The organism is Brevibacillus sedimenti (assembly GCF_020923495.1).
In the GTDB taxonomy this organism is placed as follows: Bacteria; Bacillota; Bacilli; order Brevibacillales; family Brevibacillaceae; genus Brevibacillus; species Brevibacillus aydinogluensis.
Map to the genome: position 1 here is coordinate 1,453,189 of NZ_CP064048.1, position 18,214 is coordinate 1,471,402.

The 18,214-nt window shown below is 55.0% G+C and carries 16 protein-coding genes; 11 read left to right on the forward strand and 5 right to left on the reverse strand.

Going from position 1 to position 18,214, the window contains the following annotated elements; all coding sequences use genetic code 11:
• The first annotated feature begins 148 nt into the window (after positions 1-148).
• The 3 genes from IRT44_RS07100 (at position 149) to clpP (ending at position 1,660) form a co-directional block, all read left to right on the forward strand.
• Positions 149-742 carry a winged helix-turn-helix domain-containing protein gene (locus IRT44_RS07100; protein ID WP_171566115.1) on the forward strand — a complete coding sequence of 198 codons (594 nt, stop codon included), beginning with the start codon at positions 149-151 and terminating at the stop codon, positions 740-742.
• Positions 739-984, forward strand: a complete 246-nt coding sequence (locus IRT44_RS07105; RefSeq protein ID WP_230077667.1) for a hypothetical protein — start codon at positions 739-741, stop codon at positions 982-984. The genes IRT44_RS07100 and IRT44_RS07105 overlap by 4 nt, the downstream gene beginning before the upstream one ends.
• Positions 985-1,078: 94 nt before the next feature.
• Positions 1,079-1,660, forward strand: coding sequence for an ATP-dependent Clp endopeptidase proteolytic subunit ClpP (gene clpP / locus IRT44_RS07110; RefSeq protein ID WP_171566116.1), 582 nt, complete (start codon positions 1,079-1,081; stop codon positions 1,658-1,660).
• 73 nt (positions 1,661-1,733) lie between these two features.
• Here the strand turns inward: clpP and IRT44_RS07115 are convergent, their stop codons facing one another.
• From IRT44_RS07115 to IRT44_RS07140, 4 genes are all read right to left on the reverse strand, one after another.
• Positions 1,734-2,099, reverse strand: a complete 366-nt coding sequence (locus IRT44_RS07115; RefSeq protein ID WP_230077668.1) for a hypothetical protein — start codon at positions 2,097-2,099, stop codon at positions 1,734-1,736.
• On the reverse strand, positions 2,024-2,296 hold the full coding sequence (locus tag IRT44_RS07120; protein WP_230077669.1) for a hypothetical protein: 273 nt from the start codon (positions 2,294-2,296) through the stop codon (positions 2,024-2,026). Before IRT44_RS07120 ends, IRT44_RS07115 begins: the two co-directional genes overlap by 76 nt.
• Positions 2,297-2,472: 176 nt before the next feature.
• Complete coding sequence (locus IRT44_RS19385; RefSeq protein WP_326838943.1) at positions 2,473-5,592, reverse strand: S8 family serine peptidase; 3,120 nt, start codon at positions 5,590-5,592, stop codon at positions 2,473-2,475.
• 192 nt (positions 5,593-5,784) lie between these two features.
• Positions 5,785-7,440 (reverse strand): DUF6583 family protein, encoded by a 1,656-nt coding sequence (locus tag IRT44_RS07140; RefSeq protein WP_171566121.1) that lies wholly within the window; start codon positions 7,438-7,440, stop codon positions 5,785-5,787.
• 269 nt (positions 7,441-7,709) lie between these two features.
• Here IRT44_RS07140 and IRT44_RS07145 point away from each other — a divergent pair, with 269 nt between their 5' ends.
• The 6 genes from IRT44_RS07145 to IRT44_RS07170 all read left to right on the forward strand — a co-directional run bounded on the left by IRT44_RS07145 (position 7,710) and on the right by IRT44_RS07170 (position 14,013).
• A complete protein-coding gene (locus IRT44_RS07145; RefSeq protein ID WP_230077670.1) occupies positions 7,710-8,630 on the forward strand; it encodes a LysR family transcriptional regulator in 921 nt (306 codons plus the stop codon).
• Positions 8,631-8,783: 153 nt separating this feature from the next.
• Positions 8,784-9,887, forward strand: coding sequence for a citrate synthase/methylcitrate synthase (locus IRT44_RS07150; RefSeq protein WP_230077671.1), 1,104 nt, complete (start codon positions 8,784-8,786; stop codon positions 9,885-9,887).
• Positions 9,888-10,107: 220 nt separating this feature from the next.
• A complete protein-coding gene (locus IRT44_RS07155) occupies positions 10,108-10,863 on the forward strand; it encodes a DeoR/GlpR family DNA-binding transcription regulator (RefSeq protein WP_171566125.1) in 756 nt (251 codons plus the stop codon).
• On the forward strand, positions 10,860-11,774 hold the full coding sequence (gene pfkB / locus IRT44_RS07160) for a 1-phosphofructokinase (RefSeq protein ID WP_230077672.1): 915 nt from the start codon (positions 10,860-10,862) through the stop codon (positions 11,772-11,774). Before IRT44_RS07155 ends, pfkB begins: the two co-directional genes overlap by 4 nt.
• 32 nt (positions 11,775-11,806) lie before the next feature.
• Positions 11,807-13,723, forward strand: a complete 1,917-nt coding sequence (locus tag IRT44_RS07165; RefSeq protein ID WP_230077673.1) for a PTS fructose transporter subunit IIABC — start codon at positions 11,807-11,809, stop codon at positions 13,721-13,723.
• A gap of 29 nt (positions 13,724-13,752) precedes the next feature.
• The gene (locus IRT44_RS07170) at positions 13,753-14,013 is read left to right on the forward strand and encodes an HPr family phosphocarrier protein (protein WP_230077674.1); all 261 of its coding nucleotides are present in this window, start codon (positions 13,753-13,755) and stop codon (positions 14,011-14,013) included.
• Positions 14,014-14,332: 319 nt separating this feature from the next.
• Here the strand turns inward: IRT44_RS07170 and IRT44_RS07175 are convergent, their stop codons facing one another.
• Positions 14,333-15,160, reverse strand: coding sequence for a M23 family metallopeptidase (locus IRT44_RS07175; RefSeq protein ID WP_230077675.1), 828 nt, complete (start codon positions 15,158-15,160; stop codon positions 14,333-14,335).
• Between the two features lie 1,002 nt (positions 15,161-16,162).
• On the opposite strand from IRT44_RS07175, the gene IRT44_RS07180 reads away from it, so the two are divergent.
• Positions 16,163-16,759 (forward strand): DUF4309 domain-containing protein, encoded by a 597-nt coding sequence (locus IRT44_RS07180; RefSeq protein WP_212133631.1) that lies wholly within the window; start codon positions 16,163-16,165, stop codon positions 16,757-16,759.
• Positions 16,760-17,015: 256 nt separating this feature from the next.
• Positions 17,016-18,038, forward strand: coding sequence for an NADH:flavin oxidoreductase/NADH oxidase (locus tag IRT44_RS07185; protein WP_230077867.1), 1,023 nt, complete (start codon positions 17,016-17,018; stop codon positions 18,036-18,038).
• Positions 18,039-18,214 lie beyond the last annotated feature (176 nt).

The window sequence follows — 18,214 nt, forward strand, 5'->3', positions numbered from 1 at the left end:
TCTTCCGAGTTCCGATACAGCTGATGCCGCACGCTGCAGCGCCCGACAACGGGCTTTTTTGTTTGGGTGCAATTCCACCATTTGACAATGGGGCGCTTACGTAATAAAATGTTTTTACGTGAATGAATCCTTTTCTGAGGTGTTCAATGTGGAACAGGAAGTGTTGGAAACATACGTGGTCGAGACGCCGGAGCAGGCGATGGCCCTGCTCAACCCGCTTCGCGCAGAAATCCTGAGCCGGCTTGTCGAGCCTGCCTCCGCCGCCGAGGTGGCCCGCGGCATCAACGAAATCCCGCAGCGGGTCAACTACCATCTCAAGGCGCTGGAAAAAGTGGGCCTGGTGCGCCGGGTCGGCACCCGGAATGTCCGCAATCTGGTCGAAGTCCTGTACCAGGCGATCGCGCGGACGTACGTCCTGTCAGAGACGCTGAACTGGCCGAAGGAAACCGTTCAGCGCATCAAAGACCAAGGCTCCTTGTCGCACCTGGTCACCATGGCGGAGCGGATCAAGCGGGACTCGCTGCTCTTGATGGAGCGGTCCGACCGGGATGACGAGATTCCCAGCGCCACGCTGGACACCAGTATCCGGCTGGCCGGCCCGGAACAGCGAAGCGCCTTTGTCCGTGAATACGTGGAACTGGTCAACCGACTGGTGGAGAAGTACCAGTCAGCAGACGGGGAGGACAGCTATAAGGTGGTGCTGGCCGTCTACCCGCAGCTTTCACAAGGAGGAGAAGAATGATGAGACCGCAGGCAAAACCGCAATCTGTCGTCGTGTGGGAAACGGGCGCCGAACGGAACGGCAGTGTCGTTTCCCTGCCCGCGCACAAAGTCGGGGAGACAGGCAGGACACAGGAGGCCACGGTCACCCGATGGACGGTGGGGCCGGAAGAACGGCCGGCCACCGTGACCGTTGTCTCATCCGGCTTTGGCGAGGAAAAAGCAGCCGCGCCGCAAGCTGTGCTCATGCGTTTGGCGGCATAGCGGAGGCTTGCCCGGGCCGGCTGGGGAAAGTGCATCTGCCGTCTGTCGCCGCAGCCCATCGCCATCCATTCAAGTCCGTAAAGGGGGCATTCTGATGAATCTCGTACCGGTTGTCGTGGAACAGACGAATTACGGAGAGAGATCGTATGACATTTACTCCCGCCTGTTGAAAGACCGGATTGTTTTTCTCGGCAGCGCCATTGACGATCAAGTGGCGAACACCGTCGTCGCCCAGTTGCTGTTTCTCGCAGCGGAGGACCCGGACAAGGACATCCACCTCTACATCAACTCTCCGGGCGGTTCGGTCACGGCCGGGATGGCCATCTTCGACACGATGCAGTTCATCAAGCCGGACGTTTCCACCATCTGCGTCGGTCTGGCCGCGTCCATGGGCGCTGTGCTGCTGGTGGCCGGTGCCCCGGGCAAACGCTACGCCCTGCCCAACGCGGAGATGATGATTCACCAGCCGTGGGGCGGCAGCCAGGGGCAGGCGAGCGACATCAAGATCCAGGCGGAGCGCATTTTGCAGCAGCGCCGCATGCTGTACCGCATCATTTCCGAACGCACCGGACAGCCGCTGGAAAAGATCGAGCGCGACGCAGACCGCGACTTTTTCCTGTCTGCCGAAGAGGCCAAGGCGTACGGCCTGATCGACAAGGTCATCGAACGGCTGTAACGGAGGGGGAACCGGAATAAACCTGCTGGTGTTGGGCGGAACGCTGGAGGGAATGGGAGCACTGCGGCCCGGATCAGAGGGGTGTCGCGAGAGGGCGATCCAGCTGCACTTTCACGTTGCTTCCGTTCACTTCCACGTATCCGTTCGGGAGGGGAATCCGGCGGTTTACCTTTTGCCGGATCAGCTCCTGGATGGCCGAGACCGCTTGGGCGGACGGGGCGAATGCATTCACGGCCTCGCAGACGGTCTGCACGCTTTGGGGATAGCTGATCTCGGCGGTCAAAAACACGGTGGCGCGCTGCTCTTCAAACTGAACATACCCCGAGATCGCCTTGTCTTTGGAAAAGAGAATGCGGTTATCCTTTACGTCCAGGTCAAAATCGGAAGCGAGCATGAATTGCTGGAAGGGAGACGGGGTGTGACGCAGCAGGGTCTGCACGTCATCTCCGCCCCGAGCAAGAGCGTCCCGATCAGCAGCGCTTTTCCGCTGATCAGGCCGGCGAAATACCGTTTTGAGAGCGCCCGTTTCGCCTTTTTGTACATGGCGCGCAGCATGGCGCGGACGGAGAAGACGATCAAGCCGAGTGCGATCAACAGCAGGATCATGGATGTAGTGTCTTGCGGCAGCAGAAACATGAACGACCTCTCCCTGTTGATGGATTCAGCGAAACATACGTTCCTATTGTACCGGGTTTGCCCTGTCATGGGAATACAATCAAGCGCGGCATGTGAAAATGAAAACAGGGACCGCCTCTTCCTCCCGTGGGAGAAAGGGCTGTCCCTGTTTGCTTATGGACGTGGAAGGCAGGGGATTACTCCTGCCCCTTCAATGTGACTTTGACCTTCACCGTTTCCTGCTCGTCCGGATTTTCTTTGGAGGAAATGGTGATGTAGAGCGTGACCGTTTCGCTGTCCGTTTCCGGAAGGGCCACGAGAATGCCATCGTTATCAATCAGCTCTGGCTTGGAGCTTTTGGTGACTGCGTAGGTGACGTCCTCGGATTCAGTCGGCAGCGCCAGGACTGCTTCCCCGATCGTCTCCGTGTTGACGATGTCCGCCTGGAACGCAGCTGCGGTCTCTTTCAGGCTGCTGCGCGCCTCTGACGCTGCAAACTCGTCGAACACCGGCTCTTTTACCCGCAGGGCTTTCCACAGCTCGTAGATGTCCAGCACTTGTCCGGTTTCCGGATCGATGACGTAGGCGACGAGGCGCAGCTTGTACTTGCCAGGCGGCAGCATCCTCGGCACCAGCGAACCGGTGACGTACGTGCCGTCAATGTTGGAGATGGTAAACGGCCCCGGTTCAAATGGTTCGAAGTCGTTGAAGCGGACAGCCATCGTACCGATGTACGTGTCGTCCAGGCTCCACGCCTCCAGTTCGATCAGGTTGACTCCGGTCGCCTGGAGCTCTGCCTCTACGGTAATGGTGTCATCCTTGCCGTCCCCGTCGGGAGAGAGGATGGAGCTGGAGAGTTTCATGTCGGCCAGACCGAAGTGGGTGTCCTCCGGTTTTTCGCCGACGTGGACGACGAACGGCACATGCAGGTCCGGGTACCTCTCGTCCCTGCTCCTCAGCACCACTTCCCCTTCGTACACGCCTTCCTCGGCGTCTTTGTCGGGTGCGAGGCTGAGCGTAAACTTGGTCCGTTTCTTCGCTTTGGCGGAAATCGTATCGCTCGACAGCTTCACCTTGATGTCGCGGACGTCAGGTGTTTCTTTCGGATGCCACGGGTCGGTGGTAACGGCGGTGTGCATGATCACTTCGGCATCGTAGGTGACGTCCACTCTTGACGTGTTTTTCAGCTGCAGGGTCTTGGTGACCGGTGCGCTGCCCGGTTTCATCAGGCCAAAGCTGGTATTGGCGGTGTAATTGTTGATCGTCTCCGGCTCATAGTCTTCGTTGAGGATGGTCACCGGCTCCACGACTTGCAGCACGGCCGGGGTCTTCATTGCAGCCAGACCGTTAACGCGCCCGGCTCCCTGGGAGTAAACATCATACAGGGTGCCCTCCTCGTCGTAGAGGCGTTCCGCCGTATTGGCGAGCGCTGCTTTGACCTCAAACGGGGTCCACTCCGGATGGGCCTGCTTCAACAGCAGCGCCAGGCCGGCCACGTGCGGCGTCGCCATGCTGGTGCCGTTGAAGCGGGCGTACGCCTTGTCGTACTGGGCGCCTTCAATCAGCTTGCCCCAGGCGGGTACGCTGGAGAGGATGGAGACGCCAGGAGCGGTGACGTCCGGCTTGATGGCGTAGTTGTCGCCCATGACCGGACCGCGCGAACTGAATCCGGCCACCTTGTCGCCGGGATCGTTGGTGGTCGGGTAGTCGCCGGAGAAGGTAAACGTCAGGGTCTGGGCCTTTTCCGGATCGCTCAGCAGTTCCTTGGCCAGCGCTCGGCCTTCCACCCCTCTCATGTCAAAGGTGGGAATCCCCTCTATTTGATCGCCCAGGATGGTGTCGATGTAATCCCCGCGTTCCTGGGGCGGGAGATCCAGGTCGGCCAGTCCGTCGCCGTCCTTGTCGTTGCCGTTGAAGATGACGATGGCGGCTGCGCCGGCTTTCTTGGCGTTGAGAATCTTGTCCGTAAACGCAAGCGTGCCGCGGGAGACAAGCGCTACCTTGCCCTTTACGTCTACATTGGCAAAGTCCTGAGCGGAACCCAGGTTGGCGTACACGACCGGCAGCGGATCGGTGCCGATCAGATCACGGAAGTTGTTTTGATTAATCTGCCATGCCATCACGTGGAAGTTGTAGGTGTCGCCAAAAGACGACGTGGCAGAGGCGTCGTACAGCACGCTTGGCGGTGTCACTGCGCCTACCGTGATGGGCAGTTTGGCTCCGGCCGGCGAACCAGCCGTATAGTAGTAGCGGCCCGGCTCGTCTTGTGCCGAGTTGCCGTTGGCGATGACGGTGATCACGCCTGCCCGCATGGCGTTGTTCACCGCGATCGAATCGGGGGAGTCGGCGTTCTTTTCCATGGCGGCGCCGAGCGACAGGTTGATGACGTCCATGCCGTCTCTCACTGCTTTTTCGATGCCGTCGATTACCTGCGCGGAACTGCCGCCGTCACGGCCCAATACGCGGTACACATAGAGGTCGGCTGCGTAGGCAACCCCTTTTACCTGTACGTCGGAATCCTTGTTTTTGGCCCGGCCGACGATGGTGCCGGCGACGTGCGTGCCGTGGGAAGAGCCTTCGTATCCCGTTCCCCTGCGGTCGTCATCCGGGGAGATGGGCGCTTCCTCGTAGGGGTCCTTGTCGTTGTCAAACGAATCGTAGCCGCCTTTGTAGGCATCCTTCAGGTCTGGATGCAGGTAGTCGACACCGGTGTCGATCACCCCGACCTTCAATCCTCTGCCGTCCAGCCCCTCTTTCCACATGTCGAGGACACCGATCTGCTTCAGCGGAGCGATGTCGTATTTGTACGAACCGCTATCGGCCGTTTCCACATCGGGGACGGAGTAGGTGGTGTTTTCATAGACAGCCTGGACCTGGGGCAGTTCAGCCAGCTTGGGAATCTGGTTGGCCGGCAGGGTCAGCTCCATGCCGTTGAATACGAGGGAAAACTGGCGCTCTACATCAAGGTCGATGTTCTTTTTTCGCGCTTCTTTCAGGAAAGAAGACTGTTCCCGTGCGACCCGGCTCTCCTGTGAACTGGTCGAGCGGGAGCCGCGGCGGTATTCCTGCGATACGGCCGCCGGTTCCGATTTGAACTGGACGATGACGCTCACCTTTTTGTCGGATTTCGTGTTGAGACGGGGAGAGATTTTGGCTGTCCGGGTCCCTTCGGTGACGACTGCGTTGGTGACGCTGTTCAGCTTGGACAGTTCCTGTCTGCTCAGCTTCTCTGAGGCGTACACGTTGTACGGCAGGGACGTGAGCAGCAGGACAGCTGCGAGAGAGAGCGAGGCAACGGTTTTGCTCGTTTTTTTCACACTTTCTCCTCCTACCAAAAAATAAAAATTCATAAAGTCGCTATTGGTTTTCGGTATTGTGGAAGAGATTTCCTTGTTAAAAAAATTCTTTTTTTTCGCCATATTTCGATAAAAATTTTCCTATTTTTACAGGGGGACAGAGACAAAAAAACATCCCCCTTCCGCGGGGAAAGGGGGACTCGCATCCAAGCGTCATGGCATCAGCATGGCCGGCATCAATTCCTGGAACAAATCCTGGTGCTTCATCATGAGGGACTGCGCGGCCGTGCCCGCTTCCTGCTGGATGGACATGATTTCTTCGTCGGTCACTGTTGCGATGTTGACGGCATTTTCCGGGGTCATGGCCGGAATGTTGAGCGGCTTTCCAAACGCTTCCTTCACTTTTACGTTCAGGCTGATGCCCTTCGGCATGTCGGGCGCTGCATTGTCGAAATTCAGCTTGATCGTGCCTTCGGAATCGCGTCCGCTGTCGGTTTTTGTCGTCGAGAAGCGGCCGGAGAGGGCAATGTCTTCCGGATGATCCTCGCTCTTCAGGTTCAGCGTGAAGTCGTAGGTGCCCGTCTCTTTTTTGTCCTGCTTGCTGATTTCGAACGTGGTGGACAGATCCAGTTTCGCTTCCCGTTCGACGTTTACCAGGACGCCGATGGTGCCGGTCGTTTTGTCGCTGTGCGTGGTGCCTTTGTAGCGGAACGTCATCTCGCCTTTTTCGCCGTGGTCGTCGACATACAGGGAGTAGCGGCGGTACTTGTCGGCTCCGTTGGCAAAGGCGACGCTTTGCCAGAGGTTTTGCTCTTCCTTGCCCTGTTTGCCGGTGATCATCAGCTTGCGGGAGAGGATTTCATCGTCGCTGTTGATGAGCATCACCATTTTGAGCTGGTCGTTCGTGCCAGTGGTCCTTTTCAAATCGGCCAACATGTCGTCAAACACCTTGACGTATTCTTTCTTGAACTCCTCTTTGGACAGTTCCTCCACGTCCTGATACCCGCTGTCTTTCAGCAGCGAGGCGACGTTGTGGTAGCGGCCATAGACCAGGTCGAACAGCTTGTCGTCGGATTTGGCCTTTTCCGCTATTTTCGTCATAAGTGCTTTTGCTTCCTCGTCGGTGAAGGTGACGGTCACCTCGCGGACGCTCGTCTGGTAGCCTTCCTCGGAGAAGGAGGCGTTCTTGTTCATCGTCACCTGGCTGTCTTTCAGGCTTTCCGCGTACAGGAGCGCATACGGCTTGATCACGTCGGCCACTTCATCGCGGGGGACTTTCACTGCCTCGTACAGGTCGCGGGGCGTGATCAGGCGCTTGGGCAGCTCTTCGCCAAATCGCTCCTTGATCGTGTCGCGGTCTTTCAGGTCCACGTAACCGTATTTGGGGTAAAAGTCCGGGAGCCGGAAGCCTATTTTGGTGTCATCGATGAAATAGTCCAGCGTAAGGAGCTTGCGGTCTTTCAGATGCACCTCCACACCGCCGGACTGCTGCCGCTTGGACTCGTCCACGTTGGACTGGATTACCAGTTTGGCGCTTTTCAAGAGGTCCAGGATTTTTTCGGCCTGCGGGTTGGGAGGAGTGCCGTCGACGGTGATTTGACTCAGTTCGGTCGTGGAGTGAACCGGTTTTTCCAGGTACGGCTTGATGTACTCTTCGTATTCGTTAAAAGATTGGGAAATATCGTCGGACAACTGGGCAAAGTTGTTTGCCTCCGCCTCCAGATAGACCGTTTTGGCGCTTTTGAACAAATCCAGCTTGGCGTACGCTGTGCCCAGTCCGCCCAGCACCGCGATCCCGGCCGCCCCGATCACGAGCAGAGTCTTCTTGAAGCGTTTGCGCGGCGGAATCACGTTTGTAGTGGTTTCCATAATGTTCCTCCTTGTATGGTTTCTCTTCACTATATGGGGCGCTGTGGATAGGATTTTTCCCCCGACACCGTATTGTACCACAAGCAAGTGGAAATAATGCCCATATTTTTGAAAAAATTTATTAATAAAAGGAAAATCATACAGGGAATATGAGGAGGAACAACCATGTTTCGGATTGGGCAGCTGGCGTACCTGCAGCGGGAAAACAGGACGTACTGCCGATTGGGCAGAATGATATAACGCATGGTTATCATGAAGGAGGGAGCGCCGTGGATATTCGGGTGCTGCAAACATTTGTCATGGCGGCTGCCACGGAGAATTTTCACCAGGCGGCTGAAGCGTTGTATATCGCCCAGCCGACAGTCAGTCAGCACATCCGGACGTTGGAGCGGGAATTGGGAATCAATCTGTTTGAGCGGGTGGGCAAACGCGTCCGGCTGACACCGGCCGGGAAGCGGTTTCTGCCGCATGCCAAAGCGCTTCTGGAACAATGGCACCACGGCCTGGAGGACCTTCTGGCGTGGCGGCAGGGGTACCGGGAGAAGCTGCAGATTGCGGTTTCTCCGATTATTGCCCGCACGCGGTTGTCCCATTTGATTCACCGCTATACCAAGCTGTATCCGGACGTGGACCTCTCCATTAAAATCGCTGACTCCGTGGAGATCGGTCCCATGGTGCAGAGCGGGCAGGCCGATCTCGGGCTGACGCGAATGGTCCCGGGCGAACTTACGCTGCATACATACAGGCTGTACGAAGATCCGGTCGTGTTTGCCGTTCCCCACAGCGGCGGAGATATGGAGGCCCCGCTGCCCGACTGGGAGCAGGAACTGCAAACCAAACGGCTGCTGACGCACAATCACCCCGGCTACTGGGACGATCTGCTGCTGTTGCTGAGGCAGCGCGGACTGTCGCTGAGGACGATGGCTGTTTCCCAGGTGGACATTACCAAGGCGTTTATTGAGGAAGGGTTGGGCGTCTCTTTTCTGCCCCGCTCGGCCATCAGCAGGGAGTTGTTTGAAAACCGTTTTATGGAACTGCCCACGCCGGGCCTGACCATTCCGAAGGTGGCGACCTACCTGGTGCTGCCGAAGAGAAAAGGGAAAGGAAGCGAACCGGTCCAGCGCTTTGTCGACATCCTGGCCGCCTTGTACCCACCGCTGCCAGAGGTGCACGGGGCGGGCCGGGCGTGAAGGGACAAATCAACGACCTGCCGGGGAGTGAAATTGATTACGGTTTTTAATTGGTATACCTGGATTATTCTATTTCCCTTATCGTTTTTGTATCGATATACTGATTACAAAGAGAATGGACACGAACAGACTGAAGAAGAAGGAGTGGTGTGGATGAGTCAACAGCATACATTAGCCATTGGGTTGGAAGGCATTGCGGTCGCTGAAACCGACCTCAGCCTGGTGGACGGCCTTAATGGCCTGCTCGTCTACCGCGGCCATTGGGCGCGCGACCTGGCGATCACCCATACGTTTGAGGAAGTGGCCCATCTGCTGTGGTACGGCCATCTGCCCAACGAACAGGAGTTGGCCGAGCTGAAGGGCAAACTGAAGGAAAACCGGGAACTGCCGGACCACGTCAAGCGCATTCTCGACCTGATCCCGGCCGAGGTGGACATGATGAGCGTGCTGCGCACCGGCGTATCCGCACTGGGCAGCGCCGATTACAGCTGGCCGCCGACGCTGGACCAGGTCATTTCCCTGACGGCGAAGATGCCGACAATCGTGGCGTACCGCTACGCCCGCCTCAACGGCCGCGAGCCGCAAGAACCCAATCCCGCTCTGGATCACACGGCCAACTACCTGTACATGCTGAAAGGACAGGAGCCCAACCCGGCTCATGTGCGCGCGCTGGACGCCTACCTGATTCTGACGCAGGAGCACGGCATGAACGCCTCCACGTTCTCGGGACGCGTTGTCAGCTCCACCCAGTCCGACCTGATTTCGTCGATCACGGCCGCCATCGGCGCGCTGAAAGGACCGCTGCACGGCGGCGCACCGTCCGAAGTGACCGAGATGATCGAAGCGATCGGCACCAAGGAAAACGCCGAACCGTGGATGCGCGCCAAGCTGGAAAAGGGAGAACGCCTGATGGGCTTCGGCCACCGCGTGTACAAGACCGTCGATCCGCGCGCGACCGCGCTGCGCGTCGTGGCGTCGCAGCTCTCTGGCGACGACCCGTGGTTTGACCTGGCGACGCACGTGGAACAGGTAGGGTTGAAGCTGCTGGAGGAATACAAGCCTGGCCGCAAGCTGAACACCAATGTGGAGTTTTTCGCCGCTGCAGTCATGCGGGCAGTGGGCCTGGACGATACCCTGTTCACGCCGACCTTTGCCGTCAGCCGTGTCGTCGGCTGGAGCGCTCACATCCTGGAGCAGGCCAAAAACAATCGAATCATTCGTCCGCAGTCGAATTACACCGGTCCGATGCCGAAATAACATCGGGCCCGGCTGTTGATACAGTTTGCGCTTTTGACGGGAGCAGCCCTGTGGGGGTCTGCTCCTTTCATTTTGGGCAGCCGCTCAATGTTTCGATTGATCGTTTTTGATCGGAAAATGATTGTTAATGATCGTTTGTGGTTGTTTGTGACGGAAAAGTGGGGTATAATGACGGTACGATTCAACATGTATTTTTCCCGTTCCGGAAAGGAGGGTGCAATTGCTAACGCCTGAACGTCATCACATCATCTTGTCCCTGCTCAAAGAAAAGGATGTTGTCCGCATCCACGAGCTGGTGGAAGCGACAGGGGCATCCGAGTCGACCATCCGGCGCGACCTGAGCGAATTGGAAGAACAGCGGCTGCTCAAGCGCGTTCACGGCGGGGCGTCTTCCTTGCAGAACAAGATTGAAGAGCCTACGGTTTTGGAAAAAGCGGTCAAACGCGAGAAGGAGAAAACGGCAATCGCCCGGTATGCTGCCAGTCTGGTGCAGGAACGGGACTCGATTTTCATCGATGCCGGCACGACCACGTACCAGATGCTGCCGTTCCTTCCCTACGACAACATCGTCGTGGTGACCAACAGTCCCGACATGGCCCTGCAGCTCAGCAAGCGGAACATCAAGACAATTTTAATTGGCGGTGAATTGAAAGCGGCAACATTGTCGCTGGTGGGGCGCGATGCCCTCAAAACCATCAGCCAGTACCGCTTCGACAAATGCTTCCTGGGCATGAACGGGGTCGACAAGCACCACGGCTTGACCACGCCGGACCCTGACGAAGCGTACGTGAAGCAGTTGGCCCTGCAATTTTCCGACGAGCGGTTCGTGCTGTGCGACTCCGACAAGTTCTCCCGCGTCACGTTTGCCAAAGTGGCCGACTTGCGCGAGGTGACGGTGATTACCGACGACGGCTTGTCGCAAGAAGAGCAGCAGGCGTACAGTCGATTAACAAATCTCAAAGTGGTGAAAGCATGATTTACACAGTAACCTTGAATCCTTCTATTGACTACCATGTATGGGTTCCTGCCTTGGACAAAGGGACCATACACGAGGCGCACAAAGAGTGGAAGGATGCGGGGGGAAAAGGCATCAACGTCTCCAAAGTCCTGCGGCTGTTGGGAGTGGACAGCACGGCCCTGGGATTTGTCGGCGGATTTACGGGCGCGTTTATCCGGCAGCAAGTCGAGCGGGCCGGCATTGCGCATCAGTTTCTTTCCATCGAGCAGGATTCTCGAATCAATATCAAGATCAAGGCCGACACCGAGACTGACATCAGCGGCGTCTCCCCGGAAATCCCGGCGGAAGCGCTTCAGCAGCTGTTTGCGCAGATCGACCGGTTGGGGCCGGACGACTACCTGGTGCTGGCGGGAAGCGTGCCGAAGAGCTTGCCGCTCGACATCTATCCGACGATCATGAAACGGCTTCAGGGCAAAGGTGTCCGCGTGTTTTTGGACGCGAAGGGAGAAGCGCTGAAAAGCGGATTGTCGGAACAACCGTTTTTGATCAAGCCCAACCATCACGAGTTGGGGGAACTGTTCGGGGTGGAGATCACCACGCACAACGAGGCGATCGCCTGCGGGCGAAAGGCGCTGGAACTGGGTGCGCAAAACGTGATTGTCTCCATGGCCGAGCAAGGTGCCGTATTCGTCAACCGTGAAGTGGCATTCGCCGCGCGGATTCCCAAGCGAAAACCGGTCAATTCGATCGGGGCGGGAGACTCCATGGTTGCCGGTTTCCTGTATGCGCATACAAAAGGGTGGCGTGCGGAAGAGGCGTTTCGCTTCGCTGTTGCGGCGGGGACCACGACCGCACTGTCGGAAGGGTTTTGTACGCATGAAACAATCCGCACGTATTTACCCGAGATCAGCGTGATCACAGTGGAATAAACACAGGGCAATAAAAAAAGGGGGGCAATACCATGCAGCATCACATTCGCATTGCCGATTTGCTGAAGGCCGACACGATTGTGCTTCACCTGGCAGCGAAGACAAAAGAGGAAGTGCTGGACGAACTGATCGCCACGCTGGATGAAGCCGGTCGTCTGCACAGTCGGGAAGAGATGAAACAGGCGATTCTGGCCCGCGAGGCACTGGGTTCGACCGGGATCGGGGACGGGATCGCCATCCCGCACGCCAAAACGGCAGCGGTCAAAACGCCCAGCATCGCTTTTGGATTGTCCAAAGAAGGGATCGATTTTGACTCGCTCGACAAGCAAAAAGCGCATCTGTTCTTCATGATCGCGGCGACGGAGGATGCCAACCAGGCGCATTTGGAGACGCTGGCGCTGCTCTCCCAGATGCTGATGGACGAATCGTTCCGGCAGCAGTTGATGCAGGCGGAAACCAAACAGCAGGTCGTGGACATCATCTGCCGGAAAGAGCAGGACATTCACGGTGAAAGTGAAAGCGTTTCCGACGCACAATCCGGCGGCGGAGTGAAAATTGTCGCCGTAACCGCGTGCCCAACCGGAATCGCCCACACCTACATGGCCGCCGATGCGTTGAAGAAGAAAGCCGACGAGCTGGGCATTTCCCTCAAGGTGGAGACAAACGGCTCCGGCGGCGTGAAAAACAGGCTGACGGAGGAAGACATCGCCGAAGCGGCAGCCGTCATTGTGGCCGCTGACAAACAGGTGGACATGGAGCGCTTTGCCGGCAAAGTGGTGATCGAGGTGCCGGTGGCGGAAGGCATTCGCAATGCGGAAACGCTGTTGAAACGCGCGGTGAACCGGGACGGGTACGTTTACAGCGGCGAAGCGAAGGTTGGTTACAAGGAAAAGATTGATCAGGCGAAGGCCGAAAACAAACAGAAGCAGCCCGCTGTGTACAAGCATCTGATGAACGGGGTATCCAACATGCTGCCGTTTGTCGTGGGCGGCGGCATTATCATCGCGCTTAGCTTCATGTTCGGGATTAAGGCATCCGATCCAAATGACCCGTCTTTCCACCCGCTGGCCAAGGCGCTGATGGATATCGGCGGCGGCACAGCCTTTGGCCTGATGATCCCCGTGCTGGCCGGGTTTATTGCCAAGAGCATTGCCGACCGCCCGGCTTTTGCGCCCGGCATGGTCGGCGGGATGCTGGCGGCTTCGTCCGGCGCCGGATTCCTGGGCGGGCTCATTGCCGGGTTTCTGGCTGGCTACACGGTAGCCGGATTGAAAAAGCTGTTTGCCGGACTGCCGCAGTCCCTGGAAGGCATCAAGCCGATGCTGCTCTACCCGCTGTTCGGGATTATGATTACCGGATTTGTTATGATGTACGTGGTGTCAGAGCCGGTAGCGGCCGCCAACGCGGCGCTGGGTGACTGGCTGAAAAACATGAACCAGGGCAACGCCGTACTCCTGGGCATGGTGCTTGGGGCCATGATGGCGTTCGATATGGGCGGTCCGGTGAACAAAGCGGCCTTTACGTTCGGGATCGCGATGATTGCCGAAGGAAACTACGCTCCTCACGCGGCGATCATGGCGGCAGGGATGACCCCGCCGTTGGGCCTGGCGCTGGCAACGCTGCTGTTCAAGAAGAAGTTTACGGATGAGGAACGGCAGGCAGGCAAAACCGCCTGGGTGCTGGGTGCGTCATTTATTACCGAAGGGGCCATTCCGTTTGCCGCGGCTGATCCGACGCGCGTCATTCCTTCGATCATGGTGGGCTCCGCAGTTGCGGGCGGTCTGTCGATGCTCTTTGGTTGTACGCTGCCTGCGCCGCACGGAGGGGTGTTTGTTCTGCCGGTCGTGGGCAACGCTGTCCTGTACCTGGTTTCGATTCTGGCCGGTACGGTCGTGACGGCACTGATGATCAATCTGCTCAAGCGAGCAGCAAAAGAAGGAACAGAGTAAACACAGAAAAAACAAGGAGTGGATGAAACATGCTGACCAAAACATTCGTCATTCAAAACCCGACAGGGATGCACGCACGTCCCGCTTCGCTGTTTGTGCAAAAGGCGACGTCGTTTAACTGCGAGATCAACCTCATCAAAGGCACGAAAAAAGTGAACGGCAAAAGCATTATGGGCGTGATGACCCTGGGCTTGGCCAAAGGCGACGAAATCACGCTGGAAGTAAGCGGCGAACAGGAACAGGCGGCCATGGAGGAACTGGGCAAAATCCTCGAAATGGTGCACGAATAGAAAACGCACATGGGACTCTCCGGATGGGGAGGGTTCCTCAGACCGCCTAAAAACTCCCTCTTCTGCAAGCGCAGAGAGGGAGTTTTGACACATTTGCGCATATATGCGCAGTAAAAGAAGCGGCCCGTAGCAGCGCGAAGCTCTTTTCTCCTCGTTTCTCCACAGACAGTTGTTGGCACCGGGCCAACGCAGCCTCTATCTCTTCACTAAATTGAAAAATCGAATAAAATCGTAATTTTTACAGAAAAGCGTGTAGATCTTGTACTTTGGGTACTTAGTCTACACGCTGAGCCAGATAGTACGCTGCTTGGATTATATATCACTTGTTATTCGATTTTTTCATTTTGTTCTTCTTCTCTGCTTTCTCTTTTGCTTCTTTGTTTAGTTTTTCAATATCTTTGTCCGTTACATTAAAGTGCTTCTTAAAGTTAGTCAATGTCCTATCTTCTGGATTATTCTCGTCCATCCACTGGTTAAACTTATCTTCCCCAACGTAGTCTATCAAAATTTGATCAATAAAATATTCAGGGTTATCATACTTAAAATCAATTTCGATGTGATCGCTATGTTCGCTTTCATCGGCCATTAATGATCTAAATTGATTTGGCCAGAAATATTTTGGATTTATTGTATCTGAGTAATCTGGGGTTGTATCATTCCCATTGTTTACATCAAAGTGCAAGTGATAACCTCTTCCATCCTCCTCTCCTGGTGCCCCTGTATTACCTGATTCAGCAATTTCTTCTCCCCTACTTACATAATCATATTTGCCAACATAGTAGTCGTTTAGATGAAGATATCGCGTAATGAGGTTATTTCCATTTGGATCCTTATCATTATGTTTGATTGTTACATACTTAGCTCGAGGAGATGTATATATTCCAACCCCGACAACTTGACCGTCAGCAACCGCATAAACTGGTTTAAGTTTCACTCCAATATCAATTCCCTTGTGTCTCCCATCGGAGCGGTTTTCACCGTATTCTCCGGTAATTGTGTAACTAGTAGTTGGCCATCTCCACCCCAGCGGTGCATATGGATTATCTGGATCATACATAGGGACTACATCCGCACTCTTAGAGAATGCAGCATTAGAAGCACCAAATGATAATAAAACAGCAAACAATCCTAATGTAACTCGTTTCACTTCTTGTCAACCCCTCTTCCAAAAATTATAATTTGTACCCTCATTCTACCATTTTGTTACAAAAATTATAATTTGGAATTTCTAGAATTTTCTTATATAATATCATGCTGCAGTTGAGGGGAGGGTGAAGCAGTTAGACTTAGAAGTTCGTAGTTTCAGTAATAGCTATGGCGTACAACTACAAATAATCAAAATATTTCCTGACTGCGGAAGGGGATAACAGTTAGTGTGTATAGGTATTAGGAATTCCCAGGGTATCTGTTGGGATACCCGGCTCCAGGGGAACAAATGAAAATCATGACGAAAGTATTGTGTATGGGTAGAGAAGGACCATTAAACAATAAGCGTAAACACAGGGGCTGCGAATGTAGTCATTACTATCTCCTTCCCACAAGTGACAATTCTTTCACCTTTCGATATTTAAACATTGCGCAAAATCAGGTGATTTACTAGTTTTAAAGCACTTAAGAAAATTTTATTGATAAATGGCAAAAAATTAGGTAGGAAAATATGTTTTTAAAAGAGCCGATCAATAGTTATCTCATTTATTACCGGAATTTAGAGGGTATCTATGAATAAAATGAAAAATGTGTGACTGAAGCAAGCGCCGGTGTAAAGGAGAATCAGCGCTCTGCTGGGTAGAAACCTAACAGCTCGTATGTAGAGGGGCACAGTACTTTTGGGACTGTTCTGGAACTGCTGAAGGCTTATCAAAAAGCATTCAGCTCCGAATGTCAAACAGTGAAGGACATCGGTGTATCTCGTTTAAAAATCAGCTACGTTGGCAGATCGCGAGGAAGTATAAAGCGCTGAAAGTTTGTTCATCTTGGAGGCTTTCCAAACAGTCGAATGTGACATAGTCAGTTGGCTTATGGCAGTCTGTACCATGCCTGGAAAATTGGTTCCCCCCAGGCATGCAAAGATGTTGAAAAATAATCCATTTCATTAATATAATTGGGAATATCCCACCAGATGGATATATCTCATTGAGAGGAGAAGGTGATGTCATTGCGTAGAATGTATCGCACGCTTTTTTGTGTGGGGCTTCTTTGTTCAATGGTGTTAATCGGGTGTTCGACAAGTTCTGAAACAGCAGACGGCAGCCTCGTTCATTCTGAAAAATCTGACACTGTAAAGAAGCTGGATTCTGAAACAGTGGCGGGCCATTCAACGAATCCTGTTACATCTGACGTGTTAGAGAAGGCGAAAAATGGACAATTACATGGTGTGTCAATTGGACTCGGAGCAACGAAAAAGGAAGTAATCGAGAAGTTGGGAAAACCGGCTCGTACTGGAAATGATGAATTTGGGTTTGCCATGTATTACGATGGTTTTAGTCTGGGATTTGAGGATTATGCCAATTCCATTGATGAGCTCAGCGAGAATAGCAAAGTTATCGTTATATTTGCTGACCCCAAAATCGTGAATCTTACCGGCAAACCTTTTGATATTAAGGAAAAGCTGGGAACCCCTTCTCGTGAGGTGCTGAATGATTCGGGTGATGACACATTCATTCTGGAGTATGCAGGAAATGACCATTTGCTAAAAGTCGTTTTTGATACCAATCCGGTCAAATATATAACGCTTCAGGAAAAATAAACAGACTGTACGACTGTCTTGCTCAGCGTGCAGACAAGGTCCGTGGCGCATGGGTGATAGTGTCCGCTCGCGCTCGTGACGACCAGCAAACTGGAACTCTCCCGTATAGGGAGAGTTCCTTGCTTTTTTGGGGATGTTGTTGGGCAAAAGGTGCTCGTTTGGCGTCCAGGGGGGCAAAGTGTAGCAAAGTGCAGCCAGACGTTGCAAAATGAGGCGGTCTTTTGCGAAGATGAAAAAAAAGGAAGGAGTGGTAGTCATGGCTCTCTTGTCTGCCCCTTTTCAATGGAAAGGGCTCGCATTGAAAAACCGGGTGGTTATGCCGCCCATGTGTCAATACTCGGTTGAGGCCAAGGATGGGAAACCAAACGACTGGCACTTTGTCCACTACGTCTCGCGTGCTGTCGGTGGAGCTGGCTTGATCATCATGGAGATGACCGACGTCGAACCGGACGGCCGCATCTCCGACTACGACCTGGGATTGTGGTCGGATGAACAGATCCCGGCGTTTGCTCGGATCGTGTCGAAGGTGCACGAGTACGGAGCGAAAATCGGTGTGCAGATCGCGCATGCCGGTCGCAAGGCGGAGGATGCCGAGGTGCCGGTCGCGCCGTCTGCGATCGCCTTCAGCGAAAAATACAAGACGCCCCGCGCTCTCACCACGGAAGAAGTGCAGGCGATGGTCGTCAAGTTCCGGGAAGCGGCCAGACGGGCGGTCGAAGCCGGTATGGACACCATCGAAATCCACGGCGCCCACGGCTATTTGATTCACCAGTTCCACTCGCCGCTCACCAACAAGCGTGACGACCAATACGGCAAGGACCTCGCGCGGTTTGGCGTGGAGGTGATCAAAGCAGTCAAGAGCGTAATGCCGGAGGATATGCCGCTGATCATGAGGATCTCTGCGGTGGAATACGTGGAAGGCGGCTACGGCCTGGAGTACAGCACGGAATTGTGCCGCCGCTACAAGGAAGCGGGCGTTGACATCTTCCACATCTCCAGCGGAGGCGAAGGTCCGATCGGTTCAGGGGGACGGCCTGGCATCCACCCCGGTTATCAGGTGCCGATGGCTCGGGCGATCAAGCAAGCGCTGGATGTGCCGGTGATCGCCGTGGGCAATCTGGACAATCCTCATTTGGCCGAGGCGACACTGGGCAACGGCGACGCCGACCTGGTGGCGGTGGGCCGGGGTATGCTGCGCGACCCGTACTGGGCGCTGCACGCGATCCGTACCGTCTCCGGCGAGGTTGTTCCGCCCAAACAGTACGAACGTGCTTTTTAAACGGGCAGTTCTGCCGGGCGGGAAATGGTAATGGACAGATGACAAGCGCGGTTTCGCGGCCGTGATAAGATGGAAGCGGTTGACAACCGAGAAGTTGGCACCGTATAATTATCAAAAACCGATATGTTTAATCGGAATTTAACGGCCGCGGTAAAACCGACTAGACCACTAGAGGT

Bases quoted from the DNA above. Each gene is read 5' to 3' on its own strand.
- IRT44_RS07105 (WP_230077667.1), top strand. From the start codon at position 739: ATGATGAGACCGCAGGCAAAACCGCAATCTGTCGTCGTGTGGGAAACG.
- clpP (WP_171566116.1), top strand. From the start codon at position 1,079: ATGAATCTCGTACCGGTTGTCGTGGAACAGACGAATTACGGAGAGAGA.
- IRT44_RS07120 (WP_230077669.1), bottom strand. From the start codon at position 2,296: ATGTTTCTGCTGCCGCAAGACACTACATCCATGATCCTGCTGTTGATC.
- IRT44_RS07140 (WP_171566121.1), bottom strand. From the start codon at position 7,440: ATGGAAACCACTACAAACGTGATTCCGCCGCGCAAACGCTTCAAGAAG.
- IRT44_RS07150 (WP_230077671.1), top strand. From the start codon at position 8,784: ATGAGTCAACAGCATACATTAGCCATTGGGTTGGAAGGCATTGCGGTC.
- pfkB (WP_230077672.1), top strand. From the start codon at position 10,860: ATGATTTACACAGTAACCTTGAATCCTTCTATTGACTACCATGTATGG.
- IRT44_RS07165 (WP_230077673.1), top strand. From the start codon at position 11,807: ATGCAGCATCACATTCGCATTGCCGATTTGCTGAAGGCCGACACGATT.
- IRT44_RS07170 (WP_230077674.1), top strand. From the start codon at position 13,753: ATGCTGACCAAAACATTCGTCATTCAAAACCCGACAGGGATGCACGCA.
- IRT44_RS07180 (WP_212133631.1), top strand. From the start codon at position 16,163: ATGTCATTGCGTAGAATGTATCGCACGCTTTTTTGTGTGGGGCTTCTT.
- IRT44_RS07185 (WP_230077867.1), top strand. From the start codon at position 17,016: ATGGCTCTCTTGTCTGCCCCTTTTCAATGGAAAGGGCTCGCATTGAAA.